A 24,133-nucleotide genomic window follows, 5' to 3' on the forward strand; every position below is an offset into this window, starting at 1 on the left:
AGAAAGATGATGAAATACCACAAGCTAACTGCTCAATTTATTAAAGGTTACCATAAAAAGCTATTTCTTATAGTATTTGCGTGGATGGTTTGGGGCAGTTTATACGCTCAAAAACCTTTACGACAGTCGTTTCCAGATGTATTAAATCTAAAACAGCACATTACCGGCATCCGAAATATTGAGAAAAGTGTTTTTAGCGATATGGGTGCATGGCATGCATACGCTTTGCCCTCAGAGAAGGTAGATTATGGCTCTTTTATTGGCCCAATGGTGATGGATTTAGACGGTAAATGGCTGGCAGCTACATTGGCAAAATTAGAACTTCGGGAGGATGGAAAGTTGATAGATTTATCAGCTGCAAAAGCAACCCAGCATTACTACCCGGGTTTATTGGAGCAAAGTTTTTTAATAAATGGTGTAGAGGTAAAACAGCAGTTGATTTTTGTTTCGGGTAGAGAAGCAATGCAGCGAACCCGTATAATTAACCATTCAAAACTTGTAAAAAGCTTGTCGGTTTCTTTTAATGGAAATATTTTACTTGATGGTTTATTGCAAAAAACAGCAAGTGGAGTGGTATTTCATCAAACCCAAAAAGAGAATTATTTTACCTTGGCATTTCAGCAAAAGGCAACTATAACTGTTGCAGAAAAATCTTATCACGCAGATTTTGGTAAGGTGAAAATTGCACCGGGTAAGTCGATAGATTTTGTTCAGGTACAAAGTTATTTTTTACAAACAAAAGAGTTGGCAACCAATGCTTCGAAAACAGATTTTGCTACAGCATTAAAGCAAAATGAGTTACGTTGGAATGGATATTTGCAAAGTTATTTTTCAAAAACGCAAGCGTTAGATAGCGATAAATCAAGGCTTGCTGTTAAAGCAATGGTAACTTTAATGACCAATTGGCGCAGTGCGGCTAAAGATATTTTGCATGATGGTGTATTCCCTTCTGTAAATTACCAAGGCTTTTATGGTGTTTGGAGCTGGGATAGCTGGAAACAGGCTGTGGGTTTAAGTCAGTTTAATATCTCGTTGGCAAAAGATAACATTCGCTGTATGTTTGATTATATGGATGAACACGGGATGATTGTAGACTGTATTTATACCGATAAAAGCGAGAACAACTGGCGTGATACCAAACCGCCATTAGCCGCATGGGCGGTGTGGAAAGTGTACGAACAATCAAAGGATGCCGAATTTGTAAAAGAGCTGTATCCTAAGCTGGTAAAATATCATAAATGGTGGTATGAAAACAGAGATCATGACAAAAATAATTTATGTGAGTATGGCTCTACTGATGGAACCAGAATAGCAGCGGCATGGGAAAGCGGGATGGATAATGCAGTGCGTTTTGATAGTGCAGTAATGGTTAAAAATAACGATCATGCCTGGTCTCTTAACCAAGAAAGTGTTGACTTAAATGCTTACCTCTTTGCAGAAAAAAGTTATCTATCTAAATTGGCTTTGGTTTTGGGCAAAAAGGCAGAAGCAGAAGTCTGGGAAAAACAAACTGACGGTTTAGCAGCCATCATTAACAAACAGTTTTTTGATGAAACAAAGGGTTATTATTACGATAAACTTTTTAACAAGAACGAGCGGATTACAGTTGAAGGTACCGAAGGGTGGATTCCACTTTGGGCAGGTATTGCAACAGACGACCAAGCAAAGGCAGTGATGAATGTGATGAAAAACAAAAATAAATTCAACACAAAAGTACCCTTACCTACTTTTACGGCAGACCATGCTAAATTTGACCCACAAAATGGTTATTGGCGTGGCCCTGTGTGGCTTGATCAATTTTATTTCGGGATAATTGGCTTAAAAAAATATGGCTACAACAAGCTGGCAGATGAAATGTTAAACAAGTTATTTAACAATGCCGAGGGTTTGTTGGGAGACGCACCTATTCACGAAACCTACCATCCCATCACCGGTAAGGGTTTAAATGCCTATAATTTTAGTTGGTCGGCGGCACATTTGTTAATGATGCTTGAAAATTAACTTTTTTGTTGGCGAGTTATAAAATGGTTTCAAATTTTTAAAAAATAACGAATGGATTTTAGTGAGCAACAGATTAAAGCATGGGTAAAGCAATACTACGGTATCGATGCTTCAGTAAAAATTTTAACGGGCGAATACGAGTTCAACTATTTGCTTACCACGCCTAACGGCGCAAAATGTATTTTTAAAGTTGCCAGTGATGAGTACAGCTATGCGTTTTTTGATGCACAAGTAAAAATGGTTGAGCACCTTGTAAAAAGTGCAGTAGCCGATAAATTTTTCACCTATATTCCAAATACAGATGGTAACGCAATAACATTGGTTCTGGTGGGTAGCAAGTGCTATTACCTACGCCTGTTGACCTTTTTAGACGGTGAGTTTTGGATAGCTACAAAAGATCGTTCTGATGCTTTACACCTTGATTTAGGAAGTTTTTTAGGTAAAATGGATAAGGCTTTGCAAGACTTTTCGCATCCAGCGATTCACCGTTACTACCTGTGGGATATTAGTAATGCAGCAGACGCAAATAAAAAATTATCCTACATCAAAAACCACGAACACAGAAGAATTGCGGGTTATTTTTTATTGCAATTTGAAACAGAAGTTCTTCCATTAATTTCTTCCCTTCCTCATGCATACGTACATCATGACGCCAACGATACTAATATTTTAGTAGACGGAGATAAAGTTACCGGACTTATTGATTTTAGCGATATGGTGTATACAGCGCTCATCAATAATGTAGCAGTGGCTTGCGCTTACGCAATGATGGATCATGAAAACCCACTTTATGCAGCAACATTGGTAGTAAAAGGTTATCATGAAGCACACCCTTTAACATTGCCAGAACTAGATGTTTTATATTATCTGATTGCTGCAAGGCTATGCATCAGCGTAACGCAGTCGGCGTATAATGGTGGGATTGAAACCAATAACGAACATCATTTTGTGTCAGAAAAGCCCGCCTGGGCTTTATTGGATAAATTAATACGTATAAATCCTATAAAAGCACAGGATAGTTTTAGGCAAGTATGTGGATACGAGAGGCTGATTGATGGAAATGACTATTCGAGCTTGCTGAACGAGCGGAAAGAACTGGTTGGCCGTAACCTAAGCATTTCCTACAAAGAAAAACTAAAGATTGTGAAAGGCGCACTTCAGTATCTGTACGATGATAAAGGAAGAACTTTTGTGGACTGCGTAAACAATCCATCTCATGTAGGGCACTGCCATCCGGTGGTGGTAAAGCGAATGCAAAAGCAAATTGCCACGCTAAATACCAATACGCGGTATCTTAATGATCATATTGTTGAATATGCTAAGCGTTTAACCGCAACATTGCCACCTTCTCTAAGTGTTTGTTATTTCACCAATAGTGGGAGTGAGGCTAATGATTTGGCCATACGGATGAGCCGACACTTTACCAAACAAAAAGATATTATTGTACTTGATCATGCTTACCACGGCACTTCTACAGTTGCCATGGAAATGAGTCCGTATAAATTTGATAGTAAAGGTGGTTTTGGGCAAATGCCGTGGATACACAAGGCTATTAATCCTGATATGTATCGTGGACCGTATAAATATGGTGATGCAAATGCTGGGAAAAAATACGCGGATGATGTGCAAAGAATTATTGTAGCACTGAAAGATGAAGGGAAAGCTCCTGCGGTTTTTATTTGCGAAACATTACTTGGTGTAGGTGGTCAAATTCCGCTTCCGCCAGATTACTTAAAACAGGTGTACCAACATGTGAAAAAAGCTGGTGGCGTATGTATTGCCGATGAGGTACAAGTTGGATTTGGACGCGTAGGCGATAAATTTTGGGGTTTTGAGTTACAAGATGTTGTACCTGATATTGTAGTAATGGGTAAGCCAATTGGCAACGGACATCCTTTGGCAGCCGTGGTGGTAAGCCGTGAAATAGCCGATGCTTTTAATAATGGGATGGAGTATTTTAACACTTTTGGCGGAAATCCAGTTTCAATGGTAGCTGGTTTGGCCGTTTTAGATGTGATTGAAACCGAGGAAATGCAACAGCATGCAAAAGAAGTAGGTGAATACTTAATGGATGGTTTGAGAGAACTGATGAAAAAGCACACCATCATAAGCGATGTTAGGGGGCATGGCCTATTTATAGGTGCAGAAATGGTGAAAGACCGTTTAACAATGGAACCGGCTTTGCCCGAAATAGACATTGTAATAGAGAAAATGAAAAGCAAAGGTTATTTGTTAAGTACGGATGGCCCCTTACACAATGTATTAAAAATAAAACCACCGATGCCGTTTAATAAACGTAATGCAGATGAGTTATTACTTTATTTAGATAGTGCATTGTTGGAATTATAATGAACGATCAACACTGGTTTAATGCAGTGTTAATCGTTATTATAATCTGTTTTTCAAAAATGTGTTAAAAGATCTTCATATTTACACCGTAGGTACAGGATGTATTTACGGTGTAATTGTTTAGGAGGGATTGGATGTTTCTTAGAAGCTATCTAAAAGCGATTCAATAATATATATTAAGAATTTTCGTCATTTCGAGATAACGAGAAACGTAAGTTCATCGAAGATACATCTCATATTAAGCTCCCCATGCCATGCGTCTAGTCTTTCGAGTGAGATGTTTCTCCGCCAGCGGATACCATTGACATTTTTTATAACTGTTTGTTAATTAGAAACATAAAGGCAGAGCCGTTTGTCATGCTGAGCGGAGTCGAAGCATAAAACCCAACGCTCCCCTTCGACTCCGCTCAGGGTGACACCCTTATATTCTTGACATTTTAAATTTAATGTTCTTAGATTAGTATTCAATAGCTAACAAATCCAATTTTACAAAAGGGCATCCAACAATATTTCTACTGGGTGCAATGCAGTTCTGTTTGTACCATCTTTAATCTGATGGCGACAACTTGTACCTGTTGCAGCAATAATAACCTCGGTTGGTTGTTGCCGTACCGCTGGCAACAGTACTAACTCGCCAATCTTCATGGAAATTTCGTAATGTTCTTTTTCATAACCAAAAGAACCGGCCATTCCGCAACAACCAGATGGGATAATCTCTGTATGGTAGTTTTCGGGCAAAGACAAGATTTTTTGTGTTGCCGTTAAATCCGACAATACTTTTTGGTGGCAGTGCCCATGTAATTTGATGCTTTTGGGCAACTTATTAAACTGAGATGAATTGATTTTTCCTTTCTCAACTTCTCTTAAAATAAACTCATCAATCAACAACGTATTTGTGCTAAGTTTTTTTGCTGTGGCTAAAATATCCTCGTCTACTAAATCTAGGTATTCATCTCTAAATGAAAGAATTGCTGATGGTTCTAGCCCGATAAGTGGAGTAGTATCGTTAATTAACGGACTTAATAGCTGGATATTTTTTTGCGCTATCTTTTTGGCTTGGCGTAGCAAACCTTTAGAAAATAGCACTCTTCCGCTCTCTAAGGGCTCGGTTAGTATTACGTGGTAGCCCAACTTTTCTAATAGAGTTATTGCTTTAATACCTATGTCGCTATCATGGTAATTGATAAACTCATCGCAGTAAAAGTAAACGGTTCCTTTCTTGTGCATTTGTTGTTCAATGCTGATATCGGCTTTTGAGCGTTTGTTAAACCAATTGGTTAAGGTGTTTTTAGGTAAGGATGGTAACGAGCGTTCTGTGGCAAACCCAAAAACCAGTTTGATTAGTCCCGCAGTGAGTTTGTTTTGGATGCTCCAGTTGTAAACCACCGGACTGATAGTTCCTAATTTATTGAGAATATTGAATTTTGAAATCAACCATACGCGGAGCTTAACACCGTTTGCATCATAATAATGTTGCAGAAACTCGGCTTTTAATTTGGCCACATCTACATTAGATGGGCATTCAGACTTACAACCTTTACAGCTTATACATAAATCCATCACGTCTTTGATTTCTTTATGTTCAAACGGATTTATTTTAAACGATTGCCGCGTTAACATTTCCCTTAATATGTTCGCTCTAGCTCGGGTTGTGTCTTTTTCATCGCGGGTAACCATATAAGAAGGGCACATCATCCCACCAGAAAGGTGGGATTTCCTGCAATCGCCAGAGCCGTTGCACTGCTCTGCATGTTGCAGAATATTTTGGCCGTTATAGCGAAATAGGGTGTTAAAAGTACCGCTAACCTGTCCAGGGTTATACCTTAACATGGTGTTCATGGGTGGCGTGTCAATAATTTTGCCGGGGTTAAAAATATGGAGTGGATCCCAAGTTTGTTTGATTTCTTTTAACAGCTGGTAGTTGTGGGTTCCTACCATTTTTTCAAGAAACTCTCCTCTAAGTCTGCCGTCGCCATGTTCACCACTTAAAGATCCTCGGTATTTTTTAACCAGGGTAGCAACCTCTTCCGCAATTACACGAAACATCCTGTTGCCTTCTTCGGTTTTTAAGTTGATAATTGGACGAAGGTGGAGTTCGCCCGAACCAGCGTGTGCATAATGCACTGAGCTTAATTGATGTTTTTTTAGCAGTTCGTTAAACTCCTTAATGTACTCAGGAAGGTCCGCCACATCTACTGCAGTATCTTCAATTACTGCCACCGCTTTTTCATCTCCCGGCAGGTTGCTCAATAAACCAAGTCCCGCTTTTCGCAGTTCCCAAACCTTTTTCATATCTGTGCCCAGCAGTAAAGGAAAGTGATAGCCTAAACCTGCTGATTGCATTTCTTCCTGTACCAGCGCTGCTGTTTGCTCCACACCTATACGGTCTTCTGCCAAATATTCAACAATCAAAATAGCAGCAGGGTCGCCTTTTACAAAGAAACGGTTTTTCATATGCTCCCGATGACCTTTGGTACACTCCAAAATATAATGGTCAATGAGCTCACTCACCCTTGGCTTGTATTTTAAAGCGATAAGATTGGCTCGTAAGGCTTCCTCGATGCTGTTGAAGTGGATGCATAAAAGCCCGCTTTCACCAGTGGGGATGTCAACTAGGTTTAGTTTAACCTCGGTAATAAAAGCTAAAGTACCTTCACTTCCTGCTATCAGTTTGCAGAAGTTGAATCCCTGTTCTACTGGCGTAAAAGGCGAACTATCTAGCAACGCATCAATGGCATAACCGGTATTTCTTCTTGGGATGTTGTGCTTCGGAAATTTTGCCCGAATCTCTTCTTGGTTGTTGTAATCACTTAAAGTTTTCCTAATGTGGTTATATATTTTTGATTCGAGGCTGTCGCCTAAGCATTTGCATACAAAATCCTCAAAACAAAGTTCTTTAAAAACCACTTCCGAGCCATCAGATAACAGCGCATCTACGGTTAATAAATGGTCTCTCGTACTTCCGTAAACAATAGAATTAGATCCGCAGGAGTTATTGCCAACCATTCCGCCAATCATGGCTCTGTTTGATGTGGAGGTTTCTGGACCGAAAAAAAGTCCGTACGGTTTTAAAAATAGATTAAGTTCATCTCTTACCACTCCGGGTTGTACACGCACCCATTTTTCTTGCGGGTTTACCTCAATAATCTGGTTAAAATACTTGCTTACATCTACAACAATGCCATTCCCCACTACTTGTCCTGCTAAAGAAGTGCCCGCTGTACGTGGAATTAAAGAGATTTTTTCTTGGTTAACAAAAGTGATTAATTTTTTTAAGTCAGCAATATTTAAAGGAATTGCAACAGCTAAAGGCATTTCCCTGTAAGCAGATGCATCAGTTGCATACAGTATAAGGGTTTTCTGATCCCAAAAAAGATCACCTTCTAAGCTTTTTGCAAGTACTTTTAGCTTCCTTTTCATTTTAGATATTAAAGTTGATGCCCTGAGCTAAGGGCAATTTTTCGCCATAGTTGATGGTGCAGGTTTGTCTTCTCATGTACGCTTTCCAAGCATCACTTCCGCTTTCTCTGCCTCCACCAGTTTCTTTTTCACCACCAAATGCACCACCTATTTCGGCGCCAGATGTACCTATGTTTACGTTCGCAATTCCACAATCCGAACCTTTTGAGGATAAGAAAAGTTCAACCTCTCTAAGGTTTAAAGACATAATCGCGGATGATAAACCTTGCGGAACTGCATTTTGCAGGCTTATGGCGTCCTGTATTGTTTTATATTTCATCACATAAAGGATCGGTGCAAAGGTCTCATGCATTACAATTGGTAAATTGCCTGATACTGCCACAATGCAGGGTTTAACATAGCAACCAGATTGATACGCTTTGCCTTCCAAAACGCCACCCTTAACCAAAAATTTTCCGCCTTGTTGCTCAATGGCCTCCAATGCATTGCAATAATTTTTTACAGCGTCTTGATCAATCAATGTGCCTACGTGGTTGCTTTCTAGCAAAGGGTCGCCAATTTTTAAATGCGCATAAGCACTAATTAACCTGCTTGTAAATTTTTCGTAGATGCTTTCATGAATAATCAATCTGCGTACACTTGTACAGCGTTGCCCCGCTGTACCCACAGCTCCAAATACTACACCCGTAATTGCAATATCTAAATCGGCGTCTTTGGAAACGATAACTGCATTGTTGCCACCCAGTTCTAACAAAGTTTTACCTAATCTTCCGGCTACTTTAACCGCTACTTCTTTACCCATACGGGTAGATCCCGTTGCCGAAATAAGTGGTACTCTAGTGTCTTTACTTAAGCATTCTCCAAGTTCTCTGCCTCCAGTAATCAAGCAGCTGACCCCTTCCGGAACTTCATTAGCAGCAAATACGTTTCCAATAATTTTTTGACAGGCAATGGCGGTAAGCGGTGTTTTTTCAGAAGGTTTCCAAACACATACGTTTCCGCAAACCCAAGCCAACATCGTGTTCCATGACCAAACCGCTGCCGGAAAATTAAATGAAGATATGATTCCAACAATACCTAGCGGATGCCACTGCTCATACATTCGATGCTCCGGACGTTCAGAATGCATGGTTAGTCCATGTAATTGTCTGGAAAGCCCTACTGCGAAATCACAGATATCTATCATTTCTTGCACCTCGCCATAGCCTTCTTGCAAACTTTTGCCCATTTCATAAGCAATCAACTTGCCTAACATTGATTTATGAGCGGTGAGTTCCTGACCAATTTGCTTGACTATTTCCCCTCTTTTCGGCGCAGGCCAAAACTTCCATACGTCATAAGCCTCCTGCGATTTTTTTATCACCTCCTCATAATTTTCTAGGCTACTTTCTTTTACATCCGCAATCAGCTTTCCATCTACCGGCGAATAAGAAGCAAACAAATTTGCGTTTGATGCCAGCCAGTTGCTTCCGGTAGAGGTTCCGCTATTTTGTGCTTTGATATTTAATTGGCTTAATATAGTTTTCATAATCAATTGTTATTTGTTTTTTATCTGACTGGTATAGGTGCTTTCAAAAATCTTATCTGCGTTATTTGTTTCAAAACCATCTCTGCGGTGTGTGGTTTCAATTTTATTTGCCGGAAGATTTGAAAACTCAGGTAAAATTTTTCTTTCGGCGAATTCAACGTAACTCCCTGCTATTGACATTTGATCTGAGTTTGCAAAAGTAGCGTTGTGTAAGCTGGCAACGGTACTGCTTTGAGCTAAAAGCCCGTCTTTACTTACTTTGATTTTTCCGCCTGCATCGTTAAGTTTAATTCCCAGGCTTTCTACAAAGTTGTTAAACTCCTGAAGGGTTGAGTATCCTGCCATTAAACTATGAACGCTAATGGTATAATGGTTAAGGTAGTAGCGGTTGTAAATAACCCAGGCGGCATACTCACTTTCCCTAAGTAAGGCTTTGTAATCTGCCAAGCTCGGGAGTTGCCAAAGTGGTTTCTGTAAAAAATCTGCCACTGCTTTTCCATTGTCTAAATCAAGGTCATCTACTGGGTCATGAACAATGTCTTTGGTGTAATGTGCGATAATCTGCTGTACATTTTCAGAGAGCTCCGTAACTACCAGTTCACTCATAAATATTCTAGGATACTCGGGGCTGGGTGGCGCATACCAATAGGCATTCAAATTTTTACTTTCAAAATAATAATAGTCCTTTTTTGTATAACCATAATGCAAGAATATACGCTCAAAAGAGGCGATGCCTAAATGCGGGACACCGAGCGTTCGGAAAGCGATATGATCATTGATGATTTCGTTAGGCGAGCTAATTACGTTTTTTGTGATTAAAGCTTTTGTGATAGTATCAACCGCAGGAACTGACTTTCGATAGCTCTCAAACAATGTATTTAGTACGATATTTAAAGGAGTCTGCTGTGTAAAATTCATGATTATTAATTAATGTTGATTAAAAGAAATTGGTTTATTAATTGAAGAATACAATATCAAATATCTTATATTTACGATAAGCTATTCATATGGATTACTTAAATAATGATAAGTATTACTAATCAACTTGAACTACGGCATCTGAATTATTTCCGTGTGCTTGCAGAAGAACTTCACTATAGAAAAGCGGCCGAAAAGCTGTTTATATCCCAGTCGGCGCTTAGCCAGCAAATCAAACAATTGGAAACAATTATACAGCATCCGCTTTTTGAACGGGTAAATAAAAAGGTGATATTGAATGATGCTGGAAAATTGCTTTATCAGGATGCGTTGCAAATTATTCAGAAAGTACAAGCAGCAAAAACACGACAAGATTTACTGGCGAGGGGTAGCACCGGGCAGGTGGCAATTGGTTTTGTTGCATCTGCGATGCAATCTATACTACCTGGGATTCTTAAAAAGCTTAACATAGATTGCCCTAATATTAATTTATCTCTGGAAGAACTTTCTAATAAGGAACAGATTGAGGCAATCAAAAAAGGTGTTATTGATATCGGTTTTATGCGTTCCAACGCAGTAGGCTCAGAAATGCGGGTTAAATGTGTTTACCGTGAGAATTTCACATTGGTGTTGCCCAAAAACCACACTACCACAGCCGAAAACTTTAAAAATGTGGCGCATTTGGTCACAGAAAATTTTATTCTGTTTCCGAATGATCAAAGTCCGCTGTATTACCAGCAAATCGTTAATTTATGTGCCGATCAAGGGTTCACACCTAATATTGCGCATAAATCAATACATGCTCCAACTATTTTTAAACTGGTTGAAAACGGAATGGGTATTTCTATTATTCCAGCTTCACTCGCAACAAATGGGCATCCGAAAATAAAATTTATTGAGTTGAAAGATGTTGTGCAAAAAACAGAGTTATATGCAGTTTGGGATAAATTGAATAGCAACTCTACGCTGCCTTATCTCCTTGAAATGATTGGTGAGGCAAAAAGCTGATTTTATAAAAATTTTACTAGTGTAAAACCACGACTGCATGAGGGCTTAAAACAAAAGAGCTGGAATAGATTTCTCAACCCTTTTGCTTTTAACTGTATTGATATTCATTTAGTTGTGCACTAACTAACCCTATACATTTTAACACGTTGTTTAGCTCTTAATTTTTTTTTAGCGATAATATGTTCACTTTCAACGATAGCATGTGCTGTTTTGAAAAAAGCATCAGGTGTTATTGATATGGTATTGATGCCTTTTTCTACTAAAAATTGGGCGAAATCCGGAAAATCAGAAGGGCCCTGACCACAGATTCCCACTTTTACATTTTTATCTTTCACAGAACTGATCAGCATAGAAATTAGTTTTTTTACTGCCGAGTTTCTCTCATCGTACAAGTGGGAAACTTGTGCTGAATCGCGATCTAGCCCTAAAACTAATTGCGTAAGGTCATTAGAGCCTATGGAGAAACCATCTACATAATTTGCAAATTCTTTAGCCATGATAAAGTTTGAAGGTAATTCTGCCATCAGATAAACCTGGAGGCCATTTCTGCCTCGTTTTAAACCATTTGCTTCCATTACTGAATACACCCTTTTCAGCTCTTCAACAGTTCTACAAAAAGGAATCATCACGATGATGTTGGTTAATCCAAGGTTCTCTCTCACATGCTTAATCGCCTTGCACTCTAGTCCAAAAGCGTCTTTATAAGCCTCAGAATAATATCTAGACGCACCTCTCCAGCCAATCATTGGGTTTTCTTCATTGGGTTCAAACAAGGTGCCACCCAGTAAATTGGCGTACTCGTTGCTTTTAAAATCGGAGAATCTTACAATAGCAGGCTTTGGGTAGCATGAAGCTGCAATTTTAGCCAAACCAAAAGATAGTTTTTCAACGAAATAAGCCTCGCCATTTTCGTAACCCTTTATTGTTTCGGTAATTTTGCTTTTTAGGTTTTGTTCTTTTAGTGACGAATGGTTTAATAGCGCTAAAGGGTGGACTTTAATGTAATTATTGATGATGAATTCCATCCGGACCAAGCCAATTCCTTGGTGCGGAAGATTTGCAAAATGGAAAGCCTTATCTGGCGACGCTACGTTTAAAAGTAATGGAGTGTTTACTTTAGGTAACTTATCCAGCAAAACCTCCGTTTTTTCTACTTTTAAAATTCCCTGATAAATAAAACCAACTTCTCCTTCGGCGCAGGATACGGTAACCAAATCATCGTCTTTTAAAAGTTGTGTTGCATTCTCGCATGCTACAATGGCTGGAATTCCTAATTCTCTGGCTATAATTGCGGCGTGGCAGGTTCTTCCGCCTTTTTCCGTGATAATTGCCGAAGCTATTTTCATAATAGGTTCCCAGTCAGGATCTGTCATTTCCGTCACCAAAATACTACCCGGTTCAAAGTTTATTTCGCTAAGGTTTTTAACTAAAGCCGGAACAATCTTAACTTTTCCAGCACCTATCTTATCGCCAACTGCAACCCCTTTTAATCGTGTTTTAGCATTTTCTGCATCAGCTATCTTGTAGCTCACTATTTTGTTATGGATTTTTTGGGAGTGTATTGTTTCTGGTCTGGCCTGCACAATATAAAGTTCGTTGCTTTTGCCATCCAATGCCCACTCCACATCCATGGGGCACCAATGATTTTTTAGGGATGTGTAGTAATCCTCAATAGCGATAACCCAGTATGATAATTTAAGAATCTGAGCATCTGTTAAACAGAAGCTTTTTGCTTCCAAAGCTGAGGTGGCTACAATTTTGACACGCTCATTTTTGGCGGTGCTATACACCATTTTTTTATCTTTGTTCCCTAGTTTTTTCTCTAAAATAGCAGGAAACTGTTCTTTTAATAAAGGTTTATAGGTGATGAATTCATCTGGGGATACTGCGCCCTGTACCACCATTTCTCCCAAACCAAATGTTCCATTGATTACCACAACATCTTTAAAGCCACTTTCGGTATCTAAAGAAAAAGCCACGCCAGAGGCCCCAATGTCTGATCTTACCATTTTTTGTATGCAAACAGACAGCCCGATTTTAAAATGGTTGTAACCAAAACTTTTTCGATAGCTGATTGCCCGATCTGTAAATAGCGAAGCAAAGCAGTTTTTGATGGCTAGGAAAAGATCTTCGTCACCAGAAACATTTAAAAAGGTTTCTTGCTGACCAGCAAAAGAAGCATCTGGTAAATCTTCGGCCGTTGCAGATGAGCGGACAGCTACTGCGACATTTTTCTGTTGATATTGGGCAGATAATGCACTATAAGCATCGCGGACCTGGTTTGTAAAATAAGTAGGGAAATTAGCGCTCCTAATTTTTTCTCTGATTAAACTTCCGCAGTTGCTTAAAGCTTTAAGATCGTCAACGTTAGTATCGCTAATTATTTTTGCGATAACAGATTCCAAATTGTTGAAAGCGATAAAGTCGTTGTAACCAGCAACGGTAACTAAAAAGCCGTTCGGAATCTTGATTCCTAGATGCGAGAGGTTTCTCATCATTTCTCCTAAAGAAGCATTTTTTCCACCTGCAACGTCGATGTCGTTAATCCCAACTTCGTTTAGGTTAAGCGTTATTTTATTTTCTTTCATACCTATTATTTATTCAGCTAAAGTCGATATTAGGGTTTGGCTAAAAAAGAATGGTAATAACAAAAATTAATACTATATTAACCTATTTAGTAGTACTATTGATATAAATATGTTATTATAGTAATGAAACCTCAGCTTTTAAAAATTCCTTTAACAGTCGATCAGTCTTTTCGGATTAAGACCGACATGTCGAAGAAGTTTTATAACCAATGGCATTATCATCCCGAAATTGAGTTGGTGCTTATTGTTGCAGGTTCAGGAACAGTATTGGTTGGAGATGGTATTTTGAATATTAGAAGTGGAGATCTTTTGCTTATTGGCGCCAATTTACCACATATGTTTAGGAGTGATGTTGACCATGATGAAAACAAGATTACCGAAACACTCACCATTCATTTTTTGCCAGAACTGTTTGAGGCTTTTTTGGCGCTCCCCGAAAATGATTTGATTGCAAAGCTTTTGGAAAAAGCATCGGTGGGGATTTCTGTTTTAGGCGAAACTAAAAGCGAAGTGGCTACACTTATGCAAAAGATTAGCTATGTGTATAAAACCCAACGTTTAATCTCTCTGCTAGAAATTCTTAATAAAATCGCGAGTTCTGCAGAGACTAATTTTATAGCTACAAAATCTTTAAAGCTGTATGCCAACAAGCAAGATGAAACTCGTTTAAACAGAATTTACCAGTACACGTTAAATAATTTTGCTCGTAAAATCACCCTAGCAGAGATCGCCAATGTAGTTCACATGGTTCCTCATTCATTCTGCCGGTATTTCAAATCCAGAACTAATAAAAGATATTCGTTGTTTTTATTGGAGGTAAGGATTGGGCATGCCTGCAAATTATTAACAGAATCTGATTATAGTATCGCTGTAATAGCTTATGAAAGCGGTTTTATGAATGCATCAAATTTTAATAGGCACTTTAAACTGATTACCAATAAAACACCGTTTGAGTATAAGAAGCAGTTCCAAATGGCATATTCCGCTGTCTACTAGGTTTTTAAATTGTGGTAATTGTGCAACTGAAATAAATAAAATACTGATAAACTAATTGTTCTTTTATTTATCTTGGCACCCGTTGTTTGAGAATTACAATCACGCAACCTAAACCCAAAAAATAACACCTAATTATGGAAAACGAATTAAACTTAGAGAAACCTAAGTACACTGTCCCCTTTGTTACTTTAACTACGCTTTTTTTTATGTGGGGATTTATTACCTGCATGAACGATGTGCTGATACCGCATTTGAAAGAACTGTTTCAGCTCAGCTATCTACAGTCTATGCTGGTGCAATTCTGTTTTTTTGGTGCCTATTTTATAGGTTCGGTAGTTTATTTTGTTACCTCTCATTTTTCTGGAGACCCTATCAATAAAATCGGTTACAAAAACGGGATGTTATTAGGTTTACTAATTGCATCAATCGGCTGTTTTCTATTTTATCCCGCAGCACTTTATGCATCGTACCCGCTATTTTTAAGCGCATTATTTATTTTGGGATTAGGCTTTACTTTGCTTCAGATTGCAGCCAACCCATATATCTCTTTGTTGGGAACGCCAGATGGTGCATCGAGCAGGTTAAATCTTGCACAGGCATTTAACTCTTTAGGAACGACAATTGCGCCTATTATTGGAGGCTACTTGATTTTTGAATTTTTCGCAGTAGACGGAAAAATTACCGCAGCTGCAACAGAAATTCCTTACATTATATTTACAGGAATATTTTTACTGTTGGGACTACTTTTATACAAAATAAAATTACCGGAATTTAAAACTACAGAAACCTTAGCAAAAGGTTTGGGCGCTTTGCAGTTTCCACAGTTAAAACTCGGGATTTTAGCAATATTTTTTTACGTGGGTGCCGAGGTTTGTATTGGTAGCTTCATTATCAACTTTTTGGCACTGCCAGATATTATGGGAATTCCAGAGTCAGTAAGTAAAAACTACTTGGCGTTGTATTGGGGCGGAGCAATGATTGGACGGTTTGTGGGGTCAATTTCCTTAAGTCAAGGATTATCGCAGGCTAAAAAAATAACTTATATGCTGCTTGCTGCTTTAGCAGTATTTGCACTTATTTTCGCATTGGTAGATTTAAGTTTTTCGCAGATTATGGTTTTCTTGGTATTTATTGCCGTTAATTTAATCTTCTTTTTTATCGGTAAATCTGTACCGGCTAGAACTTTATACTTATTTGGTTTGGCAAACGTAGTGTTGATATTGATTACCATTTTTAGTAGCGGTTCTTTAGCCATGTGGACTATTTTAAGCGTTGGATTATTCAACTCAATCATGTGGTCAAACATCTTTACATTATCTATCCATGGATTAGGGAAATACACCAGTCAGGGTTCGTCTTTGTTGGTAATGGCTATCCTTGGAGGTGCCTTGTTGCCATTAGTGCAGGGTGGTCTGGCAGATGCTTACGGTTTACAGCACTCGTTCTTTGTGCCAGTCTTTGGCTACCTGTATATTGCATTTTTTGGTCTCTATTGCGCAAAAAAACTTGGGAATGTAAATGTCGAAAGTACGGCCGGCGGACACTAGTTTGTTGTTTTGTTAATATAAAAATAGGCTGTTTCAAAAGAAGCAGCCTATTTTTTTTGAGTTAAGAATTGCAGTGAAAATCCTTTTTGTTCTTTTGAGCGGAGTCGAAGAATAGAACAAAAAGATTGCAACGGAAAGCCTGCCCGAACGCCCAAATAGTAAAACTGAGATTTAAACTATAATCCCAAAATTCGTTTGTTCAGATTTTTGTCGGTTCCAACTGATACAAAATCATCGAAGGCTCTTTCGGTTACCCTGATGATATGATTTTTGATGAATTCTGCACCTTCTCTTGCACCATCTTCTGGATGTTTTAAAGCACATTCCCATTCCAAAACTGCCCATCCCTTATAATCGTATTGGGCCATTTTGCTGAATATTGCCTTAAAATCTACCTGCCCATCCCCAAGTGAACGAAACCTTCCTGCCCGGTTAACCCAGTCTTCATATCCGCCGTACACACCTTGTTTGCCAGTTGGATTAAATTCTGCATCCTTAACATGAAACATTTTGATGCGTTCGTGGTAAATGTCAATAAAGGCCAGATAATCCAAACATTGTAAAATAAAGTGGGAAGGATCATAAAGTAAACAAGCCCGAGGGTGCTGATTTACGTGGTCTAAAAACCGTTCGTAAGTAACCCCATCGTGTAAGTCTTCTCCGGCGTGTGTCTCATAACAAAGGTCTACACCACATTCATCATAAATATCTAAAATAGGTTTCCAACGTTTTGCCAATTCTGTAAAAGCATCATTAACCAGGCCCGCAGGGCGTTGTGGCCACGGATAAACGGTGTGCCACATTAACGATCCGCTAAATGTCACAGAAGCATTTAAACCTAAATTTTTAGAAGCCTGTGCGCCATATTTTAACTGCTGTATTGCCCAAGCGGTTCTGTCTTTTGGGTTTTTACGGAGTTTTTCTGGGGCAAATCCATCAAAAAGTTCATCAAAAGCAGGGTTTACAGCTACCAACTGCCCCTGTAAATGTGTGGAAAGTTCGGAGATTTCTAAACCCGACTCCTTTACCAAACCCTTGATTTCATCAGCGTAGGTTTTGCTTTCCGCTGCTTTTTTTAGATCAATAAATCGCTCATCGTTGGTCGGTAGCTGTATCGCTTTATAACCGTAATTGCTGGCCCATTTACAAATGTCTTTTAGGTTGTTAAAAGGCGCATCATCACCAATAAACTGTGCTAAAAAAATTGCGGGTCCTTTGATTGTTGTTGCCATTTTTTAAACTTTAAATTCTGTCCATTTTAAATCGGATTTGCCAGATTCGATTACATTTTCTATAAAAGCCATCCCGCGTAAGCCGTCCTCAATGCCGGGGAAATCGCTAATCGCTGGTTGTTGTTCTCTTTCCTTGTCAGACGCTCTTAAATATAGCGCAAAATTCCTGTAAAGGTTTGCAAAAGCTTCCAAATACCCCTCTGGGTGGCCAGCGGGAGTGCGGCAATTGTGTGTAGCTATTTCACTTAAGTACCCTGTACCTGCTCTGTAAGTTTGAGTGGGCTGGTCAAGTAATTTTACTTGTAGCGAATTATTATCCTCCTGTTGCCAAACAATACCACCTTTAGCTCCGTATATCCTGATTTTTACGTTGTTTTCCTCGCCTGTGGCAATCTGGGTGGCCATTAGCACCCCGCTAGCGCCATTATTGAATTTCAACAATACGGCGCCATCATCATCTAAGCGTCGGTTTTCTACTACCGTGTTGATGTCGGCGCAAATTTTAGAAGTTGTTAAGCCACTTATATATTCTGCAAGGTTGAAAGCATGAGTGCCAATGTCTCCCATAGCGCCGGCAATTCCACTTTTGCTGGGGTCGGTTCGCCAAGCGGCCTGTTTATTCTCGCTGTTTTCTAAAGGCTGGCTTAACCAACCTTGTGGGTATTCTACGTATATTTTTCTGATTTCTCCGATGTGTCCGTTTGCAATTAACTGCTTAGCTTCTTTCACCATGGGGTAGCCAGTATAAGTGTGTGTAAGCATCAGCGATTTGCCACTTTGAGCTAAAATCTGTTTCAGTTCTTTAGCTTCTGCAAGTGAAAAAGTGATGGGTTTATCTAAAATAACATGAAAGCCATTTAGCAGAGCCATTTTTGCAGGTTCAAAATGTAAATGGTTGGGTGTAACAATACTTACTACCTCCATTCTTTCCTCGAAAGGGAGTGCGCTTTCTTTTTCAAAGAGTTCTTTGTAGGATAGATAACTGCGCTCGGGCGACAAGCCTAATAACTGTCCACTATCCTTAGATTTTTCGGCATCACTACTGAAAGCACCACAAATTAAATCATATTCATTATCTAGTCTGGTGGCAATTCGGTGTAAAGCACCAATAAAAGCACCTTTACCTCCACCCACCATTCCAAGTCTTAATTTTTTATTCATTATTTAGGTTTTAAGCTAAATTAAGAAGTTATTTTAGAAAAGTGTGTTTTAGCTATATTAATCGCTGTTTTATAGAATAAAGAATTTGGATTTCTTCTCAGAATCCACCGCCAAATAAGGTTTCAATAACAGAGAATTACTATTATTTAACCTTTCTGCTTTTGGTATTAATCTGGAGTATAACGTTGTCTAGCTCGGTAGCGGATATTTCGAGCATTTGATTAAGGTCTGCTAATTCATCTAAAGTGTGGGTATGTTTGATCAAACTTACCAAAGCTAGGATGTTAGCTAATGGTTTGCGTACCAAGTGTGATTGTTCCCAGGCTATTTCATTCAGCAACTTGTTTTGTTCAACTATTTTATCAATGTAGTCTTTGTCTTTGGTTATGTTTTTTATGTTGTCTGAAAGGCCTATGATTTTACCATCATTGTCTTGTACGGGAAACATTGAAAACCTCCACCATGATTTGTCGAGATGTTTTTCAACCACAATTGTTTTTCCAGACAAAACGTCTTGATAATGTTGACTAAATTCTCGCCTTAATTCTGGAACAACATAGTCAATTGCACAATCTCCAATTTTAGACTCTTTTCCAGAAATTTCGAGAGAAACGTCTTTAGCAAAGTTATTTGAAAACAGAATTTTTAGTTCGCAATCTAAAAAAGTTAAAGCTTCTTCAGTACTATTATGCAAAGCTTCTAACATCAGTTGATGTTGTAATAGAAGCGCTTCAGATTTTTTCTTTTTAGTAATATCTACGGTTGTAAATGTTACGCCAATTATTTCGTTTTCTTGATTATATGCTGGATGGTAGCCTGTCTTAAGCCATACCTCTTTATTGGGAAATTTGCTAAGTTTCTCTAGTCTTATAGTTTCGCCTTTAAAAGCTTTTTGACTGTTCTGATAAAAAGCTTCGCGATCTAGAATGTAATCCCAAATGCTACTGTTTATAACTAGAGATTTGTTTAAGTTTAATTCTGACACATAATTTGCCCAATGATTAAAGGACATAATTTTGTAATCTGGAGATATAAGAACATTACTTTGGGTAGTACTATTTAAAATAGCCTGAAGTTTGATATTTGTATTCGTTAATTCGTCACGAGTGCGTTCTTCCGGTGTAACATCAATTCCAATCCAAAGAATACCTAACGTTTTATCGTTTTCCTTTAGTACCGAAAGTTCCCAGCTTGTCCAAGTAGAAAACTGCTCTCCCTGTAAAGGTTTTCTGATTTTCAACTCGTAAAGTTCGTCAGGGTTTTCTAAAAGCCTTTGTATAGTTTCATTACAAGTTTCGTGGTCATCAGCGTGAATGCCGATGCGAAATTGTTTCCCAATAAAATCATTTGTGATAAAACCAAAGCGATTTAAAAAAGCATTGTTTGTATAAACATACTTTTCGTCAAAATCCGTAATAATTATCGAATGTCTTTTTGAATTTTGTAAGTATAAGGGAATTAGGGGCTTAAAATCGATTTTAGTATTCATAGACTACACTCTTTTACGGAAAGCACAATATTTTGTTACTGTGCGTTTACTAGAAAGAGATTGAGTTATAATTTATTTCTCGAATTTAATTAAAAGGATCGCAATTACTAACGATGTCAATTAAAAGATGAGTAGGAATCTTAAGTTTTTTGTCTAATTATATTATTTTTTAATCCTTTCAATATCAATATAGGCATTAATTTTAAAAACATTCAACCCGTTTTCTTCTGCGTCGATAAAAGAAATAATTTCCGCCCTTGTTTCCTTTAACTCTTGAATTTTTAGCAAAGATTCTTGATTTTTCTTTCCCGTTCTTTCTTCAGTACTAAAGCTTTTTACATCATGAAATTTTATTTTTTCTTCAATAAGAGTCAACAGAATTTCTTTGGTATCTTTTGAATTAAAAGTACCTTCAATGAGTTTGAATTTCTCTTCCATATTTTTTTGATAAACGTTTTATAAAGTTCGGGTTTAAACTGCCACACAAAGGTGGACTTTCTAACTTATTAGTTTTTATTTATGTTTGTAATGCTAAGCATAAAATATATTTATGAACTACACGCTCAATCAGTTACAGATTTTCTTAAAAATTGCGCAGACACAAAGCGTAACGAAAGCTGCCGAAGAGTTGCATTTAACGCAACCTGCTGTTTCGATACAGTTACGCAACCTGCAATTGCAGTTTGATATTCCCTTAACTGAAGTAGTTGGGCGCAAAATTTACATTACTGATTTTGGAAAAGAATTAGCCGAAGCAGCAGAGAACATTCTTAACCAAGTGCATGCAATCAATTATAAAACGCATGCTTTTAAAGGTCAACTCACTGGTAAACTTAAAATTTCTGTGGTTTCAACTGGGCAGTATGTAATGCCTTATTTTATTACTGATTTTGTGGGGCAACATGCAAACGTGGAACTCCAGATTGATGTAACCAACAAAAAAGGGGTACTAAGCAGTTTAGAGAATAACGAAGTTGATTTTGCTTTAGTGTCGGTTTTACCAACTACATTAAACATAGAAAAACTGGATCTGTTACAGAACAAACTTTACTTGGTTGGCGGTTCAAGAAACGAATATAAAGAAGCGGTTTATGATAAAAGTTTGTTAAATAACTTGCCTATTATTTTTAGAGAGAAAGGCTCTGGAACTCGACAGACTATGCAAGATTTTATGGATAAAAATAATTTATCTGTCCTTAAGAAAATGGAGCTAACCTCAAACGAGGCAGTTAAGCAAGCGGTTATTGCCGGTATGGGTTATTCTATTATGCCATTGATTGGTATTAAAAATGAACTTAATAATAAAGACGTACAAATTATACCGGTAACGGGTTTGCCAATCTCTTCAACTTGGAGTTTGATTTGGTTAAAAGGTAAAAACCATTCGCCCGTTGCGGCGCATTTTCTGAAGTACTTAAAGCAGGAAAAGGATAATATTGTTGCAGATAAATTCCACTGGTCGCAAAGCTATTAACAGTTTTGATAAACAGAGAAACCATCTTATCTGGTGATTTCTCTATTTAAAATTATTGTTATTTAACTTTTTCTTGTACTAAGTTATCTGTATTTGCTGTTGCAGAGCAACTGTCTTTTGCAGAAACATACATTTTTGGTTTTGCATCTTTTAATGGATCTATTACCATTAAATAAATCCACTCGTTAGCAATTAAGCTTTGAAGTTTCGGATTCTTATCTAAAATGGCACTTATTCTTTCTAAAGGCGCTTCAATTATTACCGATAACCTGAGTGGTTGATGGTGCATCTTGTTATCAGCAGCTTTAACAGATTGCAAAGGAATTCCGATTTTTAAATCGCCTCCGTTTCCTTGCACTACGCCAAAATGGCCAGTTACATTGTGTGTGGTTTTTGAGCCTCCGCCAAATCTATCAGTATCAACTGTTGAAAAGTAATAGTGGTTATTAATCCATTGCGTAACCGTCATTGGTCCTTGCATAATGGCTTCTAAAAGATTTCCACTGTCATCTGTTTTCCAGTCGTACGACTGTAGAAAACATCGACTTTCTAAATCTACATTTTTAGATAAACTCCGCGGACCAATAATAAAACCGGCGTTTTTAGCTAAACCCCATTCTGGTCTTGTTTCTGCCCAGTTATTAGCTTTTTTATGTACAAAATCTATTTCTTGCTTAGTTAAACCTCTTCTTTCTTTAATGGTGTTGGATTGTACTTTAGCCAAATCAGCTTTTAAGTTCTTGAGTAACTTATGGTGAGATGTAGGTACGTGGCTATCAAATAAAACAATGTCTTCTGTAGTTGTGTTATGCTCAGCGCCAATAAAAACGGTGTTTTCGGGAATTACCAAGTCAAAATCTTTTGCCAAAACTTCTCTAACTTCTGGTAGGTTGGCTAAGCTTGCCAGCATCCTTGCATTGTTTCTACCTGGACTTGCAGCACAAGCGCCACAATCCAAACTAGAACCAAATGGATTGTTTTTGGAGTGGCTGCCATGACCAGCAAAAACTACCAGTGGCGCAAATTTTTGCCAGCCCATTACTGCAAAAGCAGATTTTACAATAGTTACTTTTTCTGCCAAAGGTATTCCAGCTATAGAACTTGGTTCATGATGAGCATGCGCAATTTTGGTATGGCAAAAGCTTTCATGATTGGGTGTGTTTTTTTGTTCCGACTTATACAGCTTACCTGGAAAAAGAGACCTCGCAACTAAAGAGGCACCATAAATTAATCCCGCACCTTCCACGTAGCCAAAAGCAGAGGGAAGCATGTTTTTTAATCTTCTGAAGAAATAATCTTTAAACTTTTGGTCAGCAACTATTTTCTTAAAACTTGATATTTCTGCAGCTTTTCCTTCATCGCAATCTTCGGAAATAATGTAAGAAGACGGAACAATTGGCGGGCAAGATTTCCGAAGCATTCCCGTACTTAAATCTTTGTAATCTGCTGCTATTCCAAAAAATCCAGCGAAACCAAATGTTTCATAGTTACCCTGCGCTTCAATATGCCTTCTAATTAATTCTGATCTGGTATCGATACAAAAAACCAATTGTGCATCTGGCACTCCATCGGCTTGTATTACCTCTTCAACCGTAATTTGTTTTTTATCTAATTTGAGCACCAATTTATCTTGCAGACTTTTCTCCCAAGCTTTTAGCCAAACATATTGTAGCTTAATGGTTTCTAATAATTCTTGGTTGTTTTTAACCGGAGCAATTATCTGAGCATTGGTTTGTTGCGCAATCCAAAGTCTTACGGCCAAGTATTCCAACAACGAAATCGGATATTTTTGTTGCCATTCGGTTTGGTTGTCAACTCTGTATTTAATATATCCAGTCCAGCCTGCTAAAGCGGCAATGTGGTATTCAAATATTTGCAGATAATCTTCGGTAGCGAAACCGCTAATCGCTTTTGTTAATGCTTCACTGGCTGATGCAGGGATTTCATCTATTGATTTAATGTGGATTTGCTTATCGTATTTAGCTAATTTCCGCCAAGCCTGATAAAAGCCTTCTGTTCTGTTTGGCATTTCCCATTCGGTAGTTCCCTCATCTAAAAATGCTGTCAGCCATTTTACCATCATCGCATCTAAATGATGGTTGGGGTTTTCTTCTGCACTTGGCTTATAAGTTTCCAATTCTTTTAGGTAAAAAGCAGGCGACTCCATGAACCCGTAGGTCATCAGTATTTCGGTTAATACTGCCTCGTCTATTTCGCCGGTATCCCAAGCTTGTTGGTAAGCAGAAGCTTCTGGAAATAACGAGCCTCCAAAATATTTAGTTGCACTCTGGGTAGCATTTAAAAAAGATTCGTTTTCGTATCCTGATAAAGGATTTGAAGTTACAAAAGCATATAAAGGGAACGTTTTACCAACCACGTTAGCTGCTTTTTCAATAAGTTTGTTCAAATTTTGCGTGTTCAT

Annotated in this window: 15 protein-coding genes; 6 read left to right on the top strand and 9 right to left on the bottom strand. The window is 38.1% G+C overall.

Going from position 1 to position 24,133, the window contains the following annotated elements; genetic code table 11:
- Positions 1 to 6 precede the first annotated feature (6 nt).
- The gene (locus tag B176_RS0102385) at positions 7 to 2,001 is read left to right on the top strand and encodes an MGH1-like glycoside hydrolase domain-containing protein (protein ID WP_202803326.1); all 1,995 of its coding nucleotides are present in this window, start codon (positions 7 to 9) and stop codon (positions 1,999 to 2,001) included.
- A 51-nt stretch (positions 2,002 to 2,052) separates the two neighbouring features.
- Positions 2,053 to 4,350, top strand: coding sequence for an aminotransferase class III-fold pyridoxal phosphate-dependent enzyme (locus tag B176_RS0102390; RefSeq protein ID WP_017257174.1), 2,298 nt, complete (start codon positions 2,053 to 2,055; stop codon positions 4,348 to 4,350).
- A gap of 486 nt (positions 4,351 to 4,836) precedes the next feature.
- Here B176_RS0102390 and B176_RS0102395 read toward each other — a convergent pair whose 3' ends face one another.
- Genes B176_RS0102395 through B176_RS0102405 form a run of 3 tightly spaced genes read right to left on the bottom strand, consistent with a single transcriptional unit; the run spans position 4,837 to position 10,216 of the window.
- Entirely contained in the window at positions 4,837 to 7,770 is a 2,934-nt protein-coding gene (locus B176_RS0102395; RefSeq protein WP_017257175.1) for an FAD-binding and (Fe-S)-binding domain-containing protein, read from the bottom strand.
- A 1-nt stretch (position 7,771) separates the two neighbouring features.
- Complete coding sequence (amaB, locus tag B176_RS0102400) at positions 7,772 to 9,298, bottom strand: L-piperidine-6-carboxylate dehydrogenase (RefSeq protein WP_017257176.1); 1,527 nt, start codon at positions 9,296 to 9,298, stop codon at positions 7,772 to 7,774.
- Between the two features lie 9 nt (positions 9,299 to 9,307).
- A complete protein-coding gene (locus B176_RS0102405) occupies positions 9,308 to 10,216 on the bottom strand; it encodes a DUF1338 domain-containing protein (protein WP_017257177.1) in 909 nt (302 codons plus the stop codon).
- A 105-nt stretch (positions 10,217 to 10,321) separates the two neighbouring features.
- Between B176_RS0102405 and B176_RS0102410 the strand changes: the two genes are divergently transcribed.
- A complete protein-coding gene (locus B176_RS0102410) occupies positions 10,322 to 11,224 on the top strand; it encodes a LysR family transcriptional regulator (protein ID WP_017257178.1) in 903 nt (300 codons plus the stop codon).
- A gap of 119 nt (positions 11,225 to 11,343) precedes the next feature.
- Here B176_RS0102410 and ppsA read toward each other — a convergent pair whose 3' ends face one another.
- Positions 11,344 to 13,812 (bottom strand): phosphoenolpyruvate synthase, encoded by a 2,469-nt coding sequence (gene ppsA / locus B176_RS0102415; protein WP_017257179.1) that lies wholly within the window; start codon positions 13,810 to 13,812, stop codon positions 11,344 to 11,346.
- Between the two features lie 123 nt (positions 13,813 to 13,935).
- Here ppsA and B176_RS0102420 point away from each other — a divergent pair, with 123 nt between their 5' ends.
- Both B176_RS0102420 and B176_RS0102425 read left to right on the top strand, forming a co-directional pair.
- On the top strand, positions 13,936 to 14,808 hold the full coding sequence (locus B176_RS0102420) for an AraC family transcriptional regulator (protein ID WP_017257180.1): 873 nt from the start codon (positions 13,936 to 13,938) through the stop codon (positions 14,806 to 14,808).
- Positions 14,809 to 14,942: 134 nt separating this feature from the next.
- Complete coding sequence (locus B176_RS0102425; protein ID WP_026063113.1) at positions 14,943 to 16,355, top strand: sugar MFS transporter; 1,413 nt, start codon at positions 14,943 to 14,945, stop codon at positions 16,353 to 16,355.
- Positions 16,356 to 16,531: 176 nt separating this feature from the next.
- Here B176_RS0102425 and B176_RS0102430 read toward each other — a convergent pair whose 3' ends face one another.
- The 4 genes from B176_RS0102430 to B176_RS0102445 all read right to left on the bottom strand — a co-directional run bounded on the left by B176_RS0102430 (position 16,532) and on the right by B176_RS0102445 (position 20,675).
- The gene (locus tag B176_RS0102430) at positions 16,532 to 17,587 is read right to left on the bottom strand and encodes a sugar phosphate isomerase/epimerase family protein (protein ID WP_017257182.1); all 1,056 of its coding nucleotides are present in this window, start codon (positions 17,585 to 17,587) and stop codon (positions 16,532 to 16,534) included.
- Between the two features lie 3 nt (positions 17,588 to 17,590).
- Positions 17,591 to 18,748 (bottom strand): Gfo/Idh/MocA family protein, encoded by a 1,158-nt coding sequence (locus tag B176_RS0102435; RefSeq protein ID WP_017257183.1) that lies wholly within the window; start codon positions 18,746 to 18,748, stop codon positions 17,591 to 17,593.
- Positions 18,749 to 18,890: 142 nt separating this feature from the next.
- Positions 18,891 to 20,237, bottom strand: coding sequence for a PAS domain-containing protein (locus B176_RS0102440; RefSeq protein ID WP_017257184.1), 1,347 nt, complete (start codon positions 20,235 to 20,237; stop codon positions 18,891 to 18,893).
- Positions 20,238 to 20,399: 162 nt separating this feature from the next.
- Positions 20,400 to 20,675: a hypothetical protein gene (locus tag B176_RS0102445; RefSeq protein ID WP_017257185.1), complete on the bottom strand. Its 276-nt coding sequence runs from the start codon at positions 20,673 to 20,675 to the stop codon at positions 20,400 to 20,402.
- 112 nt (positions 20,676 to 20,787) lie between these two features.
- Between B176_RS0102445 and B176_RS0102450 the strand changes: the two genes are divergently transcribed.
- On the top strand, positions 20,788 to 21,711 hold the full coding sequence (locus tag B176_RS0102450; protein WP_017257186.1) for a LysR family transcriptional regulator: 924 nt from the start codon (positions 20,788 to 20,790) through the stop codon (positions 21,709 to 21,711).
- 58 nt (positions 21,712 to 21,769) lie between these two features.
- On the opposite strand, the gene B176_RS0102455 is transcribed toward B176_RS0102450, so the two are convergent.
- Positions 21,770 to 24,133 carry a DUF2309 domain-containing protein gene (locus B176_RS0102455; protein ID WP_017257187.1) on the bottom strand — a complete coding sequence of 788 codons (2,364 nt, stop codon included), beginning with the start codon at positions 24,131 to 24,133 and terminating at the stop codon, positions 21,770 to 21,772.

The organism is Pedobacter arcticus A12 (assembly GCF_000302595.1).
Classification (GTDB): Bacteria; Bacteroidota; Bacteroidia; order Sphingobacteriales; family Sphingobacteriaceae; genus Pseudopedobacter; species Pseudopedobacter arcticus.

What these genes read in the sequence shown, in the direction of transcription:
- B176_RS0102385 (WP_202803326.1), top strand. Translation starts at nt 7, where the DNA reads ATGATGAAATACCACAAGCTAACTGCTCAATTTATTAAAGGTTACCAT.
- B176_RS0102390 (WP_017257174.1), top strand. Translation starts at nt 2,053, where the DNA reads ATGGATTTTAGTGAGCAACAGATTAAAGCATGGGTAAAGCAATACTAC.
- B176_RS0102395 (WP_017257175.1), bottom strand. Translation starts at nt 7,770, where the DNA reads ATGAAAAGGAAGCTAAAAGTACTTGCAAAAAGCTTAGAAGGTGATCTT.
- amaB (WP_017257176.1), bottom strand. Translation starts at nt 9,298, where the DNA reads ATGAAAACTATATTAAGCCAATTAAATATCAAAGCACAAAATAGCGGA.
- B176_RS0102405 (WP_017257177.1), bottom strand. Translation starts at nt 10,216, where the DNA reads ATGAATTTTACACAGCAGACTCCTTTAAATATCGTACTAAATACATTG.
- B176_RS0102410 (WP_017257178.1), top strand. Translation starts at nt 10,322, where the DNA reads ATGATAAGTATTACTAATCAACTTGAACTACGGCATCTGAATTATTTC.
- ppsA (WP_017257179.1), bottom strand. Translation starts at nt 13,812, where the DNA reads ATGAAAGAAAATAAAATAACGCTTAACCTAAACGAAGTTGGGATTAAC.
- B176_RS0102420 (WP_017257180.1), top strand. Translation starts at nt 13,936, where the DNA reads ATGAAACCTCAGCTTTTAAAAATTCCTTTAACAGTCGATCAGTCTTTT.
- B176_RS0102425 (WP_026063113.1), top strand. Translation starts at nt 14,943, where the DNA reads ATGGAAAACGAATTAAACTTAGAGAAACCTAAGTACACTGTCCCCTTT.
- B176_RS0102430 (WP_017257182.1), bottom strand. Translation starts at nt 17,587, where the DNA reads ATGGCAACAACAATCAAAGGACCCGCAATTTTTTTAGCACAGTTTATT.
- B176_RS0102435 (WP_017257183.1), bottom strand. Translation starts at nt 18,748, where the DNA reads ATGAATAAAAAATTAAGACTTGGAATGGTGGGTGGAGGTAAAGGTGCT.
- B176_RS0102440 (WP_017257184.1), bottom strand. Translation starts at nt 20,237, where the DNA reads ATGAATACTAAAATCGATTTTAAGCCCCTAATTCCCTTATACTTACAA.
- B176_RS0102445 (WP_017257185.1), bottom strand. Translation starts at nt 20,675, where the DNA reads ATGGAAGAGAAATTCAAACTCATTGAAGGTACTTTTAATTCAAAAGAT.
- B176_RS0102450 (WP_017257186.1), top strand. Translation starts at nt 20,788, where the DNA reads ATGAACTACACGCTCAATCAGTTACAGATTTTCTTAAAAATTGCGCAG.
- B176_RS0102455 (WP_017257187.1), bottom strand. Translation starts at nt 24,133, where the DNA reads ATGAACACGCAAAATTTGAACAAACTTATTGAAAAAGCAGCTAACGTG.